Here is a 14,444-nt window from a genome sequence, read left to right as displayed (position 1 = left end):
GAGCTATCGAGGCAAAAGAAGAATGGTGCCGACTACCGGAATCGAACTGGTGACCTACTGATTACAAGTCAGTTGCTCTACCTACTGAGCTAAGTCGGCGTACCGTTTTCTTTTTAACTGTTCGTGCTAAGCACCAACAATTTTAAATCGTGGTGCCCGGAGGCGGAATCGAACCACCGACACGAGGATTTTCAATCCTCTGCTCTACCGACTGAGCTATCCGGGCAACGGAGCGCTATTAAACGGATTTTCCCGCTTTCCGTCAACCACTTTTTTTAAATAATTTCAAAAAAGTGGTTGTTCGAACGCTTTTTATTCAACTGTCGGTAAAAAGTTTACCCTGCGTTAAATTCCTTTTTGAAATTTGTAACTTTTTCTAGGTAACGGCGTGCTTCTGCATTCGGATGTTTCTTCGTTAGAGCCCAATAAACTTGGTTTGGCTGTAAAGAATTCAAATCTTGCATCGCACGTTTGCGATCTGTGCGGTGGAAAGTGTTCAAAACACCACCAGTTCCGCCGTTGTAAGCAGAAATCATGCTGTACTCCAACGAGGTTGGGTGTTGTACATCTTTCAAATAACGGTTCTTAAGGATGTAAAAGTAAGCCGTTCCAGTATCAATATTGTTTTCTGGGTTAAACAAATACTCAGGGCTTGGTTGTCCTGAACGATTCTTCACTAGTTTAAACACATCACGACCCGCTGTTTTTGGTACAACTTGCATCAATCCATACGCATTTGCCCAACTTACCGCATATGGGTTAAAGCTACTTTCGGTTTTGATGATGGCGTAAATCAGATCTTCAGGAATATCGTATTTCTTCGAGGCGCGGCGCACGATGTCTGCGTATTGGTAACTACGTTGTGAGAAGTGATCTTCTACCATTGGGATTTCAACATAGTAGGCTTTCTTGAAATCGACATCCTTGGTTTTGACTTGGTTAGCAATCAAATAATCGGCAAAACGATTTGCGCGCCATGACCATTGAATGGGCTTTTTGTCTTGATCAACGACCTGATTGTAAAGAAAGGGTTGGCCTTCCAGTTTGATCTCTTTAGACGAGAATAGGTCGACACTGGCTGGATCGTCCGGTGTCAAAAGGGTTGTGATGATAGCGTTCTTGAGGTGTTTTTGTGGTTCGGTTGGAGAAACCGTCTCGATAGTAATCACACCTTTTTGGAAATCGACTTCGGCACGGCTCAAATAGTTATCGATATATTTGACGTAATTGCTTTTACCCGCGACTTTAACTTCACGTTGGCCCCAGCGCTTTTTAATGTTGCCAGAGAAGCTGCTGATCAGTGCATCGAGAGCATCGGTGTCTTTTTCAAACTGTCCCGGCAGTTCTGCTAGATTGTTGGCAAAACGGTTGGTTGGCTCGTAATTGACATCGTAAATTTGCTCGACGAATTCGCGGCTACAACCTGCCATTAAGAGTGCGGTAGCAATAAAGGCAATTTTTTTCATAACTATTGAGATGGCTTTGTGGGCTCTAATATAAAAATGACACCACAAGGTTGGTTGTGATGTCATTGTTTTAAAACAAGTTTGCTTTATTCGCTTGGTGGCGTGTAGCCTTCGATGTGAACATCTTTACCTTCGAACAAGAAATTCACCATTTCAGTCTCAAGTTGTTTGCGATGTTCAGGATCCATCATGTTGAGCTTTTTCTCGTTGATCAACATCGTTTGTTTGTGTTGCCACTGAGCCCACGCTTCTTTCGAAATATTGTCGAAAATACGTTTACCTAGTTCACCAGGGTAAAGTTGAAAATCTAAACCTTCACCTTCTTTTTTTAGTCGAGCACAAAAAACAGTGCGGCTCATAATGACTCCTTGCAATTAATTAACGAAGTTCGTGGGGTAGTGCTTCCAGTAGTAGTTTTACTGGAGCAGCCAAACCGACTTCTTCAGGTTTAGATAAGTTATACCAAAGACCTTTGTTACCTTCCATTACCACATTGGGTTGCTTTGACAGGTCAATCAAAATCGGAGTGATATCGAGATGATAATGACTGAAAGTATGACGGAATGTAATCAGTGTCTCTTGATGTTTAATATCGCAGGTTGGAATACCACGTTGTTCTATCAGCAATTCAATATCGCTTTCAACATCGATATGCTCGGTTTGCGGGAAACAAAACAACCCGCCCCAAATACCTGTTTGTGGTCTTTGTTCTAGCCACACTTCATGGCCATTTTCATTTTTGTAATGAAGCATGACGAAACGAGTTTGCTTCACTGGCTTGTCTTTCTTCGGCTTCTTACCGGGATAATCAAGTACATTGCCTTGTTTCTTTGCTACACAAAGATCGCTGACCGGACACAATGTACATTTTGGTTTGCTGCGGGTACACATCATTGCGCCCATGTCCATCATAGCTTGATTGTATTTGTCGACATCGGTTTGTGGTGTATGCGCTTCTGCTATTTCCCACAGTTTATTTTCAACTTTCTTTTGTCCCGGCCATCCATCTACGGCAAAGCAGCGTGAAAGTGTGCGCTTTACGTTGCCATCTAATATCGCATGTGGCTGTTTATAGACAGACGACAGAACTGCTGCTGCGGTGGAGCGGCCTATACCCGGCAGGGCATTCATCTGCTCTAGGTCTAGCGGAAACTCTCCATTGTATTTGTGGGCGACCTCTTTTGCGGCTTTGTGAAGATTACGAGCTCGAGCGTAATAACCTAAGCCGGTCCATAGGTGCAGCACTTCATCTTGCTCGGCATTAGCAAGATCGACCACGGTCGGGAAGCGCTCTAAAAAGCGTTGGTAATAAGGAATAACCGTAGTGACCTGAGTTTGCTGAAGCATGATTTCAGACAACCAGACACTGTAAGCGGTCTTGTTTTGTTGCCACGGAAGATCTTTTCTTCCATATGCGCCATACCATTCTAAGATGGCGCTTGCGAAAGGTGTCACGACTTGCTCTGTATTCTATTATTGGTTAGGAGCAAAATTGCACCACAGATTGTGGTGTAAGTACAACAGATAAACTGTGGGGATATTGTGTCTGGTTTGTTTGCTTTTGGGCGGCCATAGTCCGATAGCTCAACAAATACTTGCACCTAAGTGAATTCTTTGGATAATCCCCGCTTTGATTAATCAATGTGCAGGCAAAATCAATGAGTGAAGTAACCACTAACGAATACAACGAAGACGGTAAAATGATCCGTAAAATCCGCAGTTTCGTGCGTCGCGAAGGCCGTCTAACCAAGGGCCAAGAGAATGCGATGAACGAGTGCTGGCCAACAATGGGTATCGACTACAAAGCAGAACTTCTTGATTGGAAAGAAGTGTTTGGCAACGATAACCCAGTGGTACTAGAGATCGGTTTTGGTATGGGTGCTTCATTGGTTGAAATGGCAAAGAACGCGCCAGAGAAAAACTTCATCGGTATCGAGGTTCATAGTCCAGGCGTTGGTGCTTGTCTTGCAGATGCTCGCGAAGCAGGTATCACTAACCTACGTGTAATGTGTCACGATGCGGTAGAAGTATTCGAACACATGATTCCAAATGGCAGCCTAACAACGCTACAACTGTTCTTCCCAGACCCTTGGCACAAAAAGCGTCACCACAAACGTCGTATCGTACAGCTTGAGTTCGCTGAAATGGTTCGTCAGAAGCTTATCCCTAACGAGGGTATTTTCCACATGGCGACAGACTGGGAAAACTACGCGGAACACATGATTGAAATCATGAACCAAGCGCCTGGTTTCGAAAACATCGCAGAAGATGGCGACTTCATTCCTCGTCCAGAAGAACGTCCTCTGACTAAATTTGAAGCTCGCGGTCACCGTCTAGGTCACGGTGTGTGGGATATCAAATTCAAGCGTACTGCTTAAGGAGCCAGTAGATGTACCACTACGCGATATTAGCGAATCCGGGTCATAACCGTATTTACTTTGATAGCGCTATGACGATTGCATGTTCTGAGCTGAAAGCGATTTTGGAGTCGGAAGGTGTTGAAGTAACTGAAATTGGCAACAAAGATGTGGGTCTTCCTGCTGCACTGGTGTTCTCTTGTGAAACAGAACTGAGTGAAGCACAGGCAGGCAAGATTGCTGCGTCATCTATCTATTACGCGCTGTTTGAAGTGCGTGAAGATGGCCTGCTACGTCCAATTCAGGCGCCTGCATTCAATACTTTCCCTGAGAGCATGAGTCAGATCCTGCGTTACACGGGTAAAACAAACGAGCAGTTTACGCGTTTGATGGTGAACCTAGGCGTAAGTGCTGCCAACACGGGCAGTGCGCAATTAACGCTGATGGATCCTATGTGTGGTAAAGGTACAACACTGTTTGAAGGTTTGATCCACGGTTTGAATGTTGTGGGTGTTGAGATCAACCAGAAATGGGTTCAAGAGATCCAAACTTTCATCGTTAAGTTCATGAAGAACGGTCGCTTTAAGCACAAAGTGAGCAAAGAAAAGCGCACTTCTGGCGGTAAAAAAGTGGCAGATGGCTTCGTGGTTGAGGCCGCAGCAGACAAAGATGATTACAGCAAAGGTAATCTGCAAACAATGAAGCTGTACTCGGCAGATACGCGTATTGCAGACCAAGTTGTGAAGAAAAACTCGGTAGATGTTATGGTCTCTGACTTGCCTTATGGTGTGCAACACGGTAGTAAAAACGCGAAAGACAGCAAACTGAATCGCAGTCCACTTGAGCTTCTTAAAGAGGCTCTGCCTGCATGGAAAGTGGTATTGAAAAAGCAAGGTTCAGTGGTGTTGTCTTTCAATGAGTTTACGTTGAAGTGGAAAGACGTCGCCGCTCTATTTGAAGAACAAGGGTGGAAGGTACTTTCCGAAGCGCCTTACATCGGTTATCTTCACCGTGTTGACCAGTCGATTAACCGCAATATCATTGTGGCCATAAAACCATAATCGACAAAGTAAAACAAACTCTATGGAAAAGCCAACGTCTGCGTTGGCTTTTTTTACCTCTGAGTTCTGGTATTTGGGTTCTTGTGACAAGAAGGTAGAAAATGAAACCTACAGCGCAAATTTTGACGGACATTCTAGCGGAAGTTCGCCCTTTGATAGGCCAAGGAAAGGTTGCCGATTACATTCCTGCATTGGCTAAGGTACCGCACACCAAGCTTGGTATCGCGGTGTACACAAATGAAGGAGAAGTGATTCAAGCTGGGGATTCACAAGAACCGTTTTCAATTCAATCAATCTCAAAAGCATTGAGCCTGACACTTGCTATGTGTTTATACAAGCAGGAAGAGATTTGGGCTCGAGTAGGCAAGGAACCGTCCGGTCAAGCATTTAACTCGATGATCCAGTTAGAGATGGAGCAGGGCATTCCACGTAACCCGTTCATTAACGCTGGTGCTATTGTGGTTGCTGATTTACTTCAAAGCCGTCTCTCTGCGCCTCGTCAGCGTTTATTGGAATTTGCTCGTCAGCTGTCAGGCGATACTCATATTGTGTATGACAAAGTTGTAGCGGCTTCTGAAATGATGCATGGTGACCGTAACGCGGCGATTGCTTACCTGATGCGCTCGTTTGGTAACTTCGAAAATGAGGTGATCCCGGTATTGCAAAATTACTTTCATGCCTGCGCACTGAAGATGAGTTGCGTGGATTTAGCTAAGACGTTTAGTTACCTAGCTAATAAGGGCACGTCTGTTCAAACGGGTAAGTCAGTGGTGACGGCAATGCAAACGAAACAGCTCAACGCGCTGCTTGCCACGTGTGGTTTGTACGATGGTGCTGGTGAGTTTGCGTATCGTGTTGGGATGCCGGGTAAATCAGGCGTGGGCGGCGGTATTATCGCTGTTGTACCGGGGGAGATGACAATAGCGGTTTGGTCACCAGAACTTGATGCATCAGGTAACTCTCTTGCGGGCACGAAAGCGCTTGAATTACTTTCCGAGCGCATTGGTCGTTCGATTTTTTAAAAGCGCTTTGCACTTGGATATGGGAACGGACTTCGTCCTTGTGGATTCGGGACTTAGGAACGCTTCGCTTTAGATAAGTGTTGTTACGAATAAAAGAAAGGGTTGGCGTTTGAGCGTCAACCCTTTTTGTTTCTATCTAGGTAAATGTTGTCATACATCTCGCTTCTCGAAGGACGCAGTCCGCTCCCGAATCTCGATTCTGTTACCTATTCTTCTTCCGCCATAAAGGCTTCAAGCAAATCATTCAAGAACAGTTTACCTTTCTCGGTAATTTGCCATTGGGTCTCTGTTTCACTCAGGAAACCCATCTCAAGCGCCCAATCGATAGTCTCTTGAATTGAGCTCAACGGCAGACCTGTTGTATCGATGTAGTCTTGTTTCGGGCACGCTTCCATTAAGCGGAAACGGTTCATAAAGAACTCAAACGGACGATCTTCATCAGCCACAAGCTGTTCACTATCCAAGTACGGCTTCACCATGTTTTGGTATGCCATCAGATAGCCACGCGGGTGCTTGACCTTAGTGGTGCGAACGATGCGGCCATCGGTAAAGCTCAGCTTACCGTGTGAGCCGCAACCAATGCCAAGGTAGTCACCAAAGCGCCAATAGTTCAGGTTGTGCTGGCACTGATAGCCCGGCTTGCTGTAACCAGAAATCTCGTACTGAACGTAACCTGCCGCAGCAAGTTTCTCATGTCCTTGCTCGAAGATATCCCACAAGTCATCGTCATCTGGCAGAGTCGGTGGCTTGTAGTAGAACATGGTGTTGGGCTCGATGGTCAACTGATACCAAGACAGGTGTGGCGGCGCCAACTCAATCGCTTTGTCCAAATCAGCTAAGGCTTGTTCGATGCTTTGATCTGGTAAGCCGTGCATGAGATCGAGGTTAAAGCTGTTCAAACCGATTTGGTGCGCCAGCTTAGCAGCATTGACAGCTTCGTCTTGACCGTGAATACGCCCCAAACGCTCAAGCTTCTGTTGCTCAAAGCTTTGCACGCCGATAGAGATGCGCGTTACACCAGCCTTGCGATAGCCAACAAAACGCTCAGCTTCAATGGTGCCTGGGTTGGCTTCCATGGTGATTTCGATTTCAGGCTTGAACGGAATACGCGCTTCAATGCCCTTAAGCAGACGCTCGATACCTTCTGCCGAAATCAAACTCGGCGTACCACCACCAATGAAGATTGAATGCAGTGGACGTGGCGCTTCGTTAAGACGGTATTTATCAATGTCAGTATCCAAGTCTTCAAGAAGGGCATTGATGTACTCTTCTTCTGGGATCTCGGCTTTAAGTGCGTGAGAGTTAAAGTCGCAATATGGGCACTTTTGTACACACCACGGGATATGTACATACAAGCTCAGTGCTGGGGGCGTTAACATGGTCTAATTCGCTCGCGATTACTGAGACACTTGCTCAGACAGCTGAGCAAACAGCGACTTGAGTGCTTTACCGCGGTGAGACAGTTGCTTTTTACGTGCTGGCTCAAGTTCGGCAGACGCGCAGTTGTCTTCGGGTACGAAGAAGATTGGGTCGTAGCCAAAGCCATTTTCACCGTGTGCTTCAGTTAGAATGCGACCTTCCCACTTACCGTGACAAACGATAGGGGTTGGATCGTTCTCGTGACGCATCAAAACCAATACGCAGTGGAAACGAGCGGTGCGCTCTGCTTCTGGTACGCCTTCCATTGCTTTAAGTAGCTTCTCTAGGTTCTCTTGGTCAGAGGCTTTTTCACCTGCATAACGCGCAGAGTAAATGCCCGGAGCGCCTTTCAAGAAATCGACTTCTAAGCCAGAGTCGTCCGCAATCGCAGGAAGACCTGTTTCTTGTGCTGCATGGCGAGCTTTGATGATCGCGTTTTCGATGAAAGTGGTGCCAGTCTCTGCTACTTCAGATACGTTGAATTCACTTTGCGCCAATACTTCAAAACCGAAGTCAGACAGCAGATCTGCCATCTCACGAACTTTGCCTTGGTTGCCTGTTGCTAGCACTATCTTTTTCATGGTCGTCTCTTTCTGTAGCGATAAAGGGAGAACGCAGTGTTCTCCCTGATTAAATTGGTTCTAGAGTTATGATGTTCTAAAAGCTTTTAGATCATCACAACCTAATTACTCTTCGACATAAAATTTCTGGGTGAATTTAAGCTTACCTGAGCCTTTGTTTCCAGCTTTAACGTCAATATCGAAGGTAAAAGTTTCTTCGTTAGTAATACCGAGCTCAGCTAGGTAGTAAATCGCATCACCTTCTTTCACTTCACGGAAGGTGAGCTTTTGCGTTTGACCGATAAGGTTCTTCGCCTGACCACTGATTTTAGCTTCAACGGCAGGTTTACCCAGAGAGGCGCTGTCGAGCACACTGATGTTCAGTACGGCATTGTAGCCATTACGCTTGATGTCGTAGCTACGGGCGATCTTGGGAGTTAAAAAGGTCGAGTTAAACGCGATGTAGTGGACCTCGATGTCTTTCATGGTTTTGAACTGACCTGCCATGCCTGGTAAAGACAACAGGCTGATCAGTAGGGCGGTAATCCATTTGCTCATTATCACTTCCTCGAATCGGGCGTTTTATTATTGGTACGAATTTCGTAAATAAAAAGCCATCAAATGATGGCTTTAATTTCTGTTGGTATTTGTACTGGGGATTCTATCCGAATTTGTTTATGACGTCCCAGTTCACCTTTTTCTATGTGAACCAAACCTTTAGCAACTTTAAATTGTTTGGCTAAAAACTTGGTAAGGTGTGCATTCGCTTTACCATCGACAGGCGGTGCGGTGATGGCAATTTTGAGCTCTTCACCATGCAAGCCGACGATCTTGTCGCGGCTTGCTTTTGGTTGGATGTAGAGCCGAAGCACCACATCCTCGCCATCATGCCAAACTGCTTCTGACATTATAGTTGGTACCAGATAGGACCAATCATGTCGCCCATCAGGAAGTTAGCAAATTGCAGACCAATGAACAGCACAAGAACGCTCAAGTCGAAGCCACCCATTGCAGGGATGATGCGACGGATTGGCGCTAGCATTGGCTCAGTTAGCTGATGGAATACGTACTCGATAGGGCTGCGACCTTGGCTAACCCAGCTTAGGATTGCGCGGATCAATAGTACCCAGAACAACAAGCCGCCAGCGGCTTTAATCAGAGACAATAAGCCTAGGAATAGGAAATCCATGCTGAATGACACCGAACCACTAGAAGCGATCAGGATCAGTGCAACAAACTTAAGCACACACAGTACGTAAGCGAACAGTACCGTCGCTAGGTCGATGCTGCCGATGGATGGGATCACGCGGCGCAGCGGTCCTACAACCGGTTGGGTTGCTTTGACGATGAACTGCGAGAATGGGTTGTAAAAATCTGCACGAGCAGCTTGCAACCAAATACGCAAAATCACGACCATGATGTACAGGTCAAATAGGGTTGAGATGAGAAAACTCATAGAATTCATAAGGTACCCTTAACAAGTAAGTGAGTGACACAGAGTGGGTGCCACTCAAGTCATTAAAACAGTTTTTCCATTTCTTCAGCACGAGCAACCGCAGCTTGCATTGCTTTTGCCACAATATCAGACAGTTGGTGCTCGTTGAACGTACGTAGCGCTTCTGCCGTTGTGCCACCTTTTGATGTCACGTTCTCGCGTAGCGTTGAAAGCTCAGTTTCTGGATTTTCCACTACCATGCTTGCTGCGCCAAGTGCTGCTTGCTGAACCAACGTGCGAGCCGTGTCTTTATCGAAGCCTTGAGCAATCGCTTCTGCCTGCATCGCTTCCATAAACAGGAAGAAGTAAGCCGGTGCGCTGCCTGCCGCTGCAATTACGTTATTGATGCCAGATTCTTGCTCAACCCAACATACCTTACCGCAGGCTTGCATTAGCTCTGCCGCGAAAGCTTTATCTTGTTCTTGCACATGTTCAGGCGCGTAAAGCCCACTCATGCCCAAGCCAAGTTGCGATGGTGTGTTTGGCATCACGCGAACCAAGTTGAGCTTAGTCGCTAGCATGTCATCCAAACGTGAACAGTTGATACCAGCCGCAATAGAGATAACCAGTTTATTGCTGAAGTCGATAGATTGCAGTGGTTTACACACTTCTTCCATCATTTGTGGCTTCACAGACAATACCACAACATCCGCTTCTGTCGCGGCTGCGATGTTATCGCTGGTGGTACGGATACCAAAGTCTTGCTCAAGAGGTTGGCGACGCGTCTCAGATGGTGCAGTCGCAATGATGCTCTGTGCAGGGTAGTCATTTGCTACAAGGCCAGAAACAATCGCTCGCACCATGTTTCCCGCGCCGATAAAGGCAATCTTTTTATGTTCCATATGTCTGATTTCCAAATATAAATTCTTACAATTTGTTGTGCGCTCAGGTGTATAATTGCGTCACTTTATTCTGGCTACCGAAAGAGACGGCAGTCAGACTCAAATTCACAGTGTCTAACAACGATTCGCTTTATTGCTGTTTGCTGTAGTCGCGCGCGCCAAAAATCGCTGTGCCGATGCGCACCATGGTGCTACCTGCTTCGATTGCTGCATCCATGTCGCCGCTCATTCCCATCGATAGCGTATCGACATGAGGGTATTGCTGAGCTAGCTTTTGCTTTAGCGCTTCAAGTTGCTTAAATGCACGAAGTTGTGATTCGTAATCTGGTACGTTGGCAGGAATCGACATCAACCCTCTTAACGTGAGGTTTGGAAGGCGAGAAATCAACTCAGCCAGCTCGAATATTTCTGCATCGCTGACGCCTGATTTTGATTCTTCACCACTGGTGTTTACTTGAATCAGAACTTGCAGCGGTTTTAGTTCGCTAGGACGTTGGTCATTGAGGCGCTGAGCGATCTTAGCGCGATCAACGGTGTGAACCCAATCGAAATGTTCAGCAACAGGACGTGATTTATTGGATTGAATTGGACCAATGAAGTGCCATTCGATTCGATTATCTGGATAATGCTCGGCAAAGTGCTGAACTTTACTGACGCCCTCTTGGACGTAGTTCTCACCAAATGCCAGCTGGCCACCTTGGTAAGCTTCGAGAATTGCCTCGACAGGTTTAGTTTTGCTTACTGCTAGAAGTTGCACGGACTCTGGAGAACGACCGCATTTTTGTTCGTCGTGTCGAATTTGAGAGGTGATATGTTCAATGTTTTGTTGAATACTACTCATAGCTGTACTTTAGACTTAAGGATTTTAAATGGATATCACTGAGTTACTGGATTTTAGTGTAAAACATAATGCTTCGGATCTACATCTTTCTGCAGGTGTACCACCAATGGTTCGTATTGATGGTGATGTGAGAAAGCTGGGCATTCCAGCGTTTACACACCAAGAAGTGCACCGTTTGGTTTTTGAAATCATGAACGATGCGCAGCGCAGTGAGTTCGAAGAAAAACTCGAAGTCGATTTCTCATTTGAATTGCATAACGTTGGCCGTTTTCGTGTCAACGCTTTCAACCAATCTCGCGGTTGTGCGGCTGTGTTCCGTACCATCCCAAGCAGCATTCCAACACTGGAAGAGCTAGAAGCTCCTGAGATCTTCAGAAAAATCGCTAACGCCGAGAAAGGTCTGGTACTGGTTACTGGCCCAACGGGTTCTGGTAAATCGACTACCTTGGCTGCCATTGTTGACTACATTAACCGTAATCACAATAAGCACGTCCTAACAATTGAAGATCCGATTGAATTTGTTCACACCAACAATAAGTGTCTGATCAACCAACGTGAAGTACACCGTGATACACACAGCTTCCAAAACGCGCTACGCAGCGCGCTGCGTGAAGACCCGGATGTGATTCTAGTTGGTGAGATGCGTGATAAAGAAACCATCAGTTTGGCGCTGACGGCTGCTGAAACGGGTCACCTTGTTTTCGGTACACTGCACACTAGCTCGGCAGCGAAAACCATCGACCGTATTATTGACGTCTTCCCTGGTAGCGACAAAGACATGGTGCGTTCGATGCTGTCGGAATCATTGCGTTCGGTTATCGCGCAAAAACTTCTGAAACGTAACGGCGGCGGTCGTATCGCGTGTCATGAAATAATGATGGCAACGCCTGCGATCCGTAACCTTATTCGTGAAGATAAAGTCGCGCAGATGTATTCGATCATTCAGACTGGTGCGGCGCATGGTATGCAGACCATGGAGCAGAATGCTCGTCAATTGATGGCGCAAGGCATGGTATCGCGTGAAGAAGTGGATAAGAAAGTTGAAATTGAAGCGCAGCAATTCTCGTAACGAATTACTCAGGAAATAGCGAATACGGACGATGGATCTGAATAAATTTCTCGAAGGCATGTTGGCGCTAAAAGCGTCGGATCTCTACATCACTGTTGGTGCGCCGATCTTGTTTCGTGTCGATGGCGAACTGCGCCCGCAAGGCAATAAGTTGACTGAAAATGATGTTGCTCTATTACTCGATAGTGCGATGGATCCGGAGCTACGTCAGGAGTTTCGTAAAAGCCGAGAGTCGAACTTTGCCATTGTCCGTGATTGCGGTCGTTTCCGTGTCAGTGCCTTCTTCCAACGTGAATTACCTGGCGCGGTGATTCGTCGTATCGAGACCAATATTCCGACTTTTGAAGAACTTAAACTTCCTTTGGTTCTACAAGATCTTGCGATTGCAAAGCGTGGTTTGGTGCTGGTGGTTGGTGCAACAGGTTCTGGTAAATCAACCACTATGGCCGCGATGACTGGCTACCGTAACAGCAATAAAACGGGGCATATTCTTACGGTAGAAGACCCGATTGAATTTGTGCACGAGCATAAGCGTTGTATTGTGACTCAGCGTGAAGTGGGCTTGGATACAGACAGCTATGAAGTGGCGTTGAAGAACTCATTACGTCAAGCGCCAGACATGATTTTGATTGGTGAGATCCGTAGCCGAGAGACGATGGAATATGCAATGACCTTCGCTGAGACGGGCCACTTGTGTATGGCGACACTGCACGCCAACAATGCAAACCAAGCGCTTGAGCGTATTCTGCACTTGGTGCCGAAAGACCAGAAAGATCAGTTCTTGTTTGATCTATCGATGAACTTAAAAGGTGTGGTTGGTCAGCAGTTGATCCGTGATAAGAACGGTCAAGGTCGTCATGGCGTGTTTGAGATCTTGTTAAACAGTCCACGCGTTTCGGATCTGATCCGCCGTGGTGATCTGCATGAGTTGAAAACAACCATGGCACGCTCGAATGAATTTGGGATGCTGACCTTTGACCAATCACTCTACAAGCTAGTGATGCAAGGTAAGATCAGTGAAGAGGATGCATTGCACAGTGCTGATTCCGCTAACGACCTGCGTTTGATGTTGAAGACGCAGCGCGGTGAAGGCTTCTCAACGGGTACGCTGGCGAACGTGAAGATCGATATGGATTAATCCATTCCAGAAACGAAAAAGGTTGGCAGATGCCAACCTTTTTTCATTGTGCTTGAAGTGCTTACTCACCCCAAAGGCTTTCAAACCAGCTCTCAAGAATCACGACCGCTGATTGGCAGTCGATATTGCCTTTCGATAGTGCTTTGTAGCCACCCATACTGAATAGCTCTGAGCGTGCTTCGGCTGTCGATAGGCGCTCATCATGCAATTCAACGGGTAAGCCGTAGCGACCTTGTAGGCGATTAGCAAACTTCTTCGCTCGTGGCGTGATGGTTTCTAGAGCTTTACCGTGCAAATCGGTAGGCAAGCCAACGACCAATAAATCCGGTTGCCACTCTTTAATTTGCTTCTCGATATCATCCCAGTTTGGAATGCCGTCATTCGCTTTGAACGCTTTGAGCGGGGAAGCGGTGCCTGTGATTTCTTGTCCGATGGCGCTACCAATGCTCTTGGTACCGAAATCGAAAGCCATAATAGTGCGTGACATAAGGTGTCTCGAATCTAAATCAATAAAAATAGGTTGTCGTGGGAGAGCGCGTTACGCGTGTCCAGCATCGGAAGATAATTGGCTTGGATCGATACCCAATTTCTCAACGGCTTTTTTCCAACGGTCGATGATAGGTGTCTCAAAGATGATCTCTGGCGTCGCCTCAATGGTCAACCAAGAGTTCTCTACTAGCTCTGCTTCTAATTGTCCTGCACTCCAACCGGAGTAACCCAACGCCACGAGGTAGTCACTTGGTTCCGCTTCAGTTCCAAGTACCGACAAGATGTCTTTAGACGTGGTAACCGTTAGCTCATCAGTCATTTGAATGCTTGATTCGTAGTAGTCTTTTGGTTTGTGCAGGATGAACCCGCGATCTTCAGAAACAGGTCCACCATTGTAGACGGGTTTATCTAAACTTGCTTCGAACAATCGAGGGTGCACGGGTTGCACTTCTACTTGTTTGAGCATGTTACCAACCGTGATATCGACGGGTGCATTGATCATTAACCCCATCGCGCCCTCTTCGTTGTGTTCACAGACGTAGATAACGCTATTCTGGAAGTAGGGATCTTTCATTCCCGGCATCGCAACTAAGAAATGGTTTGTGAGGTTCATTCTCATCTCGACCTTAATTAGGCTATTAGAAACACTTAAGCAAACACCATGCTTGCAACCCTAGGGTATGTG

The 14,444-nt window shown here is 46.4% G+C and carries 17 protein-coding genes and 2 tRNA genes; 5 read left to right on the top strand and 14 right to left on the bottom strand.

Annotated elements, in window-relative coordinates; all coding sequences use genetic code 11:
• Positions 1 to 23: 23 nt before the first annotated feature.
• The 5 genes from QTO06_RS02715 to mutY form a co-directional block, all read right to left on the bottom strand.
• Positions 24 to 99, bottom strand: a tRNA-Thr gene (locus tag QTO06_RS02715).
• Between the two features lie 51 nt (positions 100 to 150).
• Positions 151 to 226 (bottom strand) — tRNA-Phe (locus QTO06_RS02710).
• A gap of 109 nt (positions 227 to 335) precedes the next feature.
• A complete protein-coding gene (mltC, locus tag QTO06_RS02705) occupies positions 336 to 1,466 on the bottom strand; it encodes a membrane-bound lytic murein transglycosylase MltC (RefSeq protein WP_038863707.1) in 1,131 nt (376 codons plus the stop codon).
• Positions 1,467 to 1,552: 86 nt separating this feature from the next.
• On the bottom strand, positions 1,553 to 1,825 hold the full coding sequence (locus QTO06_RS02700; protein WP_005425792.1) for an oxidative damage protection protein: 273 nt from the start codon (positions 1,823 to 1,825) through the stop codon (positions 1,553 to 1,555).
• 19 nt (positions 1,826 to 1,844) lie between these two features.
• On the bottom strand, positions 1,845 to 2,921 hold the full coding sequence (mutY, locus tag QTO06_RS02695) for an A/G-specific adenine glycosylase (RefSeq protein ID WP_331406795.1): 1,077 nt from the start codon (positions 2,919 to 2,921) through the stop codon (positions 1,845 to 1,847).
• A 203-nt stretch (positions 2,922 to 3,124) separates the two neighbouring features.
• On the opposite strand from mutY, the gene trmB reads away from it, so the two are divergent.
• The 3 genes from trmB to glsB all read left to right on the top strand — a co-directional run bounded on the left by trmB (position 3,125) and on the right by glsB (position 5,906).
• A complete protein-coding gene (trmB, locus tag QTO06_RS02690) occupies positions 3,125 to 3,844 on the top strand; it encodes a tRNA (guanosine(46)-N7)-methyltransferase TrmB (protein WP_211915940.1) in 720 nt (239 codons plus the stop codon).
• An 11-nt stretch (positions 3,845 to 3,855) separates the two neighbouring features.
• Positions 3,856 to 4,884 carry a TRM11 family SAM-dependent methyltransferase gene (locus tag QTO06_RS02685; RefSeq protein WP_331406794.1) on the top strand — a complete coding sequence of 343 codons (1,029 nt, stop codon included), beginning with the start codon at positions 3,856 to 3,858 and terminating at the stop codon, positions 4,882 to 4,884.
• 101 nt (positions 4,885 to 4,985) lie between these two features.
• The gene (gene glsB / locus QTO06_RS02680) at positions 4,986 to 5,906 is read left to right on the top strand and encodes a glutaminase B (RefSeq protein WP_211915942.1); all 921 of its coding nucleotides are present in this window, start codon (positions 4,986 to 4,988) and stop codon (positions 5,904 to 5,906) included.
• A gap of 206 nt (positions 5,907 to 6,112) precedes the next feature.
• On the opposite strand, the gene hemW is transcribed toward glsB, so the two are convergent.
• The 7 genes from hemW to QTO06_RS02645 form a co-directional block, all read right to left on the bottom strand.
• Positions 6,113 to 7,285, bottom strand: coding sequence for a radical SAM family heme chaperone HemW (gene hemW / locus QTO06_RS02675; RefSeq protein ID WP_331406793.1), 1,173 nt, complete (start codon positions 7,283 to 7,285; stop codon positions 6,113 to 6,115).
• A gap of 18 nt (positions 7,286 to 7,303) precedes the next feature.
• Positions 7,304 to 7,906: an XTP/dITP diphosphatase gene (locus tag QTO06_RS02670; RefSeq protein ID WP_005436525.1), complete on the bottom strand. Its 603-nt coding sequence runs from the start codon at positions 7,904 to 7,906 to the stop codon at positions 7,304 to 7,306.
• Between the two features lie 105 nt (positions 7,907 to 8,011).
• Positions 8,012 to 8,443 (bottom strand): DUF4426 domain-containing protein, encoded by a 432-nt coding sequence (locus QTO06_RS02665; RefSeq protein ID WP_331406792.1) that lies wholly within the window; start codon positions 8,441 to 8,443, stop codon positions 8,012 to 8,014.
• A 59-nt stretch (positions 8,444 to 8,502) separates the two neighbouring features.
• Positions 8,503 to 8,793, bottom strand: a complete 291-nt coding sequence (gene yggU, locus QTO06_RS02660; protein WP_005425805.1) for a DUF167 family protein YggU — start codon at positions 8,791 to 8,793, stop codon at positions 8,503 to 8,505.
• Positions 8,793 to 9,350 (bottom strand): YggT family protein, encoded by a 558-nt coding sequence (locus QTO06_RS02655; RefSeq protein WP_005425806.1) that lies wholly within the window; start codon positions 9,348 to 9,350, stop codon positions 8,793 to 8,795. Before QTO06_RS02655 ends, yggU begins: the two co-directional genes overlap by 1 nt.
• Before the next feature lie 53 nt (positions 9,351 to 9,403).
• Positions 9,404 to 10,222: a pyrroline-5-carboxylate reductase gene (proC, locus tag QTO06_RS02650; RefSeq protein ID WP_331406791.1), complete on the bottom strand. Its 819-nt coding sequence runs from the start codon at positions 10,220 to 10,222 to the stop codon at positions 9,404 to 9,406.
• A 130-nt stretch (positions 10,223 to 10,352) separates the two neighbouring features.
• On the bottom strand, positions 10,353 to 11,063 hold the full coding sequence (locus QTO06_RS02645; protein ID WP_331406790.1) for a YggS family pyridoxal phosphate-dependent enzyme: 711 nt from the start codon (positions 11,061 to 11,063) through the stop codon (positions 10,353 to 10,355).
• Between the two features lie 28 nt (positions 11,064 to 11,091).
• On the opposite strand from QTO06_RS02645, the gene QTO06_RS02640 reads away from it, so the two are divergent.
• Both QTO06_RS02640 and QTO06_RS02635 read left to right on the top strand, forming a co-directional pair.
• Positions 11,092 to 12,132, top strand: a complete 1,041-nt coding sequence (locus QTO06_RS02640) for a type IV pilus twitching motility protein PilT (RefSeq protein ID WP_005425810.1) — start codon at positions 11,092 to 11,094, stop codon at positions 12,130 to 12,132.
• A 31-nt stretch (positions 12,133 to 12,163) separates the two neighbouring features.
• Entirely contained in the window at positions 12,164 to 13,270 is a 1,107-nt protein-coding gene (locus QTO06_RS02635) for a PilT/PilU family type 4a pilus ATPase (RefSeq protein ID WP_331406789.1), read from the top strand.
• Positions 13,271 to 13,331: 61 nt separating this feature from the next.
• On the opposite strand, the gene ruvX is transcribed toward QTO06_RS02635, so the two are convergent.
• Together ruvX and QTO06_RS02625 are read right to left on the bottom strand one after the other, a co-directional pair.
• Positions 13,332 to 13,757 (bottom strand): Holliday junction resolvase RuvX, encoded by a 426-nt coding sequence (gene ruvX / locus QTO06_RS02630; protein ID WP_005436506.1) that lies wholly within the window; start codon positions 13,755 to 13,757, stop codon positions 13,332 to 13,334.
• 51 nt (positions 13,758 to 13,808) lie between these two features.
• On the bottom strand, positions 13,809 to 14,372 hold the full coding sequence (locus tag QTO06_RS02625) for a YqgE/AlgH family protein (protein ID WP_331406788.1): 564 nt from the start codon (positions 14,370 to 14,372) through the stop codon (positions 13,809 to 13,811).
• Positions 14,373 to 14,444: the final 72 nt, after the last annotated feature.

The sequence above is a fragment of the Vibrio sp. M260121 genome, from assembly GCF_036533715.1.
Taxonomy (GTDB): domain Bacteria; phylum Pseudomonadota; class Gammaproteobacteria; order Enterobacterales; family Vibrionaceae; genus Vibrio.
This window is presented reverse-complemented; position numbering and strand designations above follow the sequence as displayed.

What these genes read in the sequence shown, in the direction of transcription:
- trmB (WP_211915940.1), top strand. Translation starts at nt 3,125, where the DNA reads ATGAGTGAAGTAACCACTAACGAATACAACGAAGACGGTAAAATGATC.
- QTO06_RS02640 (WP_005425810.1), top strand. Translation starts at nt 11,092, where the DNA reads ATGGATATCACTGAGTTACTGGATTTTAGTGTAAAACATAATGCTTCG.
- proC (WP_331406791.1), bottom strand. Translation starts at nt 10,222, where the DNA reads ATGGAACATAAAAAGATTGCCTTTATCGGCGCGGGAAACATGGTGCGA.
- glsB (WP_211915942.1), top strand. Translation starts at nt 4,986, where the DNA reads ATGAAACCTACAGCGCAAATTTTGACGGACATTCTAGCGGAAGTTCGC.
- yggU (WP_005425805.1), bottom strand. Translation starts at nt 8,793, where the DNA reads ATGTCAGAAGCAGTTTGGCATGATGGCGAGGATGTGGTGCTTCGGCTC.
- QTO06_RS02665 (WP_331406792.1), bottom strand. Translation starts at nt 8,443, where the DNA reads ATGAGCAAATGGATTACCGCCCTACTGATCAGCCTGTTGTCTTTACCA.
- QTO06_RS02645 (WP_331406790.1), bottom strand. Translation starts at nt 11,063, where the DNA reads ATGAGTAGTATTCAACAAAACATTGAACATATCACCTCTCAAATTCGA.
- QTO06_RS02625 (WP_331406788.1), bottom strand. Translation starts at nt 14,372, where the DNA reads ATGAACCTCACAAACCATTTCTTAGTTGCGATGCCGGGAATGAAAGAT.
- QTO06_RS02685 (WP_331406794.1), top strand. Translation starts at nt 3,856, where the DNA reads ATGTACCACTACGCGATATTAGCGAATCCGGGTCATAACCGTATTTAC.
- QTO06_RS02700 (WP_005425792.1), bottom strand. Translation starts at nt 1,825, where the DNA reads ATGAGCCGCACTGTTTTTTGTGCTCGACTAAAAAAAGAAGGTGAAGGT.
- QTO06_RS02635 (WP_331406789.1), top strand. Translation starts at nt 12,164, where the DNA reads ATGGATCTGAATAAATTTCTCGAAGGCATGTTGGCGCTAAAAGCGTCG.
- QTO06_RS02670 (WP_005436525.1), bottom strand. Translation starts at nt 7,906, where the DNA reads ATGAAAAAGATAGTGCTAGCAACAGGCAACCAAGGCAAAGTTCGTGAG.
- mltC (WP_038863707.1), bottom strand. Translation starts at nt 1,466, where the DNA reads ATGAAAAAAATTGCCTTTATTGCTACCGCACTCTTAATGGCAGGTTGT.
- QTO06_RS02655 (WP_005425806.1), bottom strand. Translation starts at nt 9,350, where the DNA reads ATGAATTCTATGAGTTTTCTCATCTCAACCCTATTTGACCTGTACATC.
- ruvX (WP_005436506.1), bottom strand. Translation starts at nt 13,757, where the DNA reads ATGTCACGCACTATTATGGCTTTCGATTTCGGTACCAAGAGCATTGGT.
- hemW (WP_331406793.1), bottom strand. Translation starts at nt 7,285, where the DNA reads ATGTTAACGCCCCCAGCACTGAGCTTGTATGTACATATCCCGTGGTGT.